The sequence below is a fragment of the Albidovulum inexpectatum genome (assembly GCF_002927635.1).
Taxonomy (GTDB): domain Bacteria; phylum Pseudomonadota; class Alphaproteobacteria; order Rhodobacterales; family Rhodobacteraceae; genus Albidovulum; species Albidovulum inexpectatum.
Map to the genome: position 1 here is coordinate 1 of NZ_PRDS01000025.1, position 1,961 is coordinate 1,961.

1 protein-coding gene and 1 pseudogene are annotated in these 1,961 nt (G+C 58.9%); one reads left to right on the forward strand and one right to left on the reverse strand.

What is annotated here, in order from left to right; genetic code table 11:
* Positions 1-213 precede the first annotated feature (213 nt).
* Positions 214-375, reverse strand: a pseudogene (locus LV82_RS15090) (transposase); the annotation flags it as partial.
* 227 nt (positions 376-602) lie between these two features.
* On the opposite strand from LV82_RS15090, the gene LV82_RS14840 reads away from it, so the two are divergent.
* Positions 603-1,961, forward strand: a 1,359-nt coding sequence (locus LV82_RS14840; RefSeq protein ID WP_146065196.1) for a hypothetical protein, incomplete at its 3' end; no start/stop codon positions are given.

Genomic DNA, 1,961 nt, shown 5'->3' on the forward strand with positions numbered 1-1,961 from the left:
CGTCGCCATCGATGTGCCCTCCAAAATTGGTTCCTATAGAACCGTCATGGCATACAAGATGCCGTTGGTGGGGGCATCCACCGCATCAGTTCACAATGGACCAGAGGCCGGCAATGCACTAACAATCAAACTGGACCACTCGGGTGGGGCTGATCACAGTTCCTTCACGTGTTCCTCGTCAATCTCGGGCTTCTTCGCGCCACCGCGCTCGAGCACTCCGGACGCCCATTCCAGCAGCGCCCGCTTCCAGCTGTGGATCATCGTCGGGTGAACCCCGAACCGGCTCGCCAGCTCAGCGACCGCCTGCTCACCCTTCAGCGCCGCAAGCGCTACCTTCGCCTTGAATTCCGGCGAATGCTGCTTCCGTTTCGACATCTCTGATCCCCTCTTCGTCGAAGATCAGCAGACAGCAATTCGTAGCCTACGTCAGTGTCCGATTTTCGGGGAGTAGCTCAGACGGCCCATCGAAACTGTCATGTGATGCGTAAGACAAGAAGGTTGAGGAGACAGCAGGTCTGCAAGTCGCATCGGTTGCAGCTCGTGCCATAATTTTGCCAGTAATGCGATTTACGCGAATTCCGTACTTGTTGGAGTCTGCCTAGATGTCGATTGCATTGCCGCGCTGCCTTGTTTCTGGCGTTGTTGCTCTTCTCCTAGCGGTCCTTGCCACTTTCCCCAACATGGCGCTGGCGCAATCGGCGCTCGAGATGAACGCGGCTGGCAACTCCCAATCCGGGACTTCATCGCAGACACGGAACGACCTGACCGTTTCAATGGTCAACAATACCGACAACCCGTCCGGGCTGACCTTTACGGCGGTATCCCCACCGCCGACCCCGAACGTTACGTTCACGCTGACCAATCAACAATACAGCGTGCCTACATCAGTCCATTCGACTGGGTATGCCGCAACCATCGGCGTGGTGTCGGGTTCGACGGCCACCTATTACGCACAGTTGGGGTCGTTCGGAGGCCCTGTTGATTCATATTTCACCTCGGCCGGACAAGTGGCGCCCGGCACAGGCATCAGCGTCGTATCAAACTATGGGGTACGATTCCTTTACAATGTCTCTCCACTTGCGAGCGCATCGGTCGAGGAGACCGCGCGTATTCACATGGCGGATCTCGTCATTTCCTTCGACACGCCAGTGACCGATCCGGTGCTGCACTTTGGCGGGCTTGGCGGAGAGGTTAGCCTTGGCAGGACGGCCAAGGGATTTGCCACAGAGTTCGATCTTGTGCCTGGCGGCAACGTGACTGGCTGGACAGCGCTGTCGGGGAACACGCCGTTTCTGGTTTCGGGCAACAGTCTTTACGACAATGCAGCCGTCATGGGGGCCAGCTGTGGAGCGGGGACGGCTGCCTGTGGGTCTGTCCGGATCAATGGCCAGAATATAACCCAGATTACCCTTCGAACCTTCATTCGCTCCAGCAGCCCGGTTCCGTGGTCGTTTGGCGGAGTCCGTGCGACTGCTGGCGATGCTTTCCACATCTCGGTTTCGCTCGAGGCTGCGGATGTGCAGCCCACATTGTCGAACTTTCCCGCGACTATCCAGCCCGGAACCACCTATACGGGCTTGACCGCCACCTGCACCAACAACGGCCCGAATACGGCGCGGAACGTTTCCTGTGGGGTCCTGGCAGATATCGGGACCGTGTCCAACCTTTCCTGTGTCCCGGCAATGCCTGGTGATCTGGCCCCTTCGGCCTCTGCCGTCTGCACCTTCGACTATGTCCTGAATGCGCCAGGTAGCGCGACGCAGGTCGTGTTCACGGGGCAGAGCTCGGCAAGCAATGACCGGAACGGTGGCAGTGACCCTGCAGCGGGGAACAATCAGATCCAGGCCTCCATCGCGATACAATCGGCGATCGATGCGGTGGACGATGCGCTTGCGGGTCTGGACGGTCTGTCGGGCGCGACGAGCGCGCAGAGCGTTCTGGACAATGACACGCTGAACGGC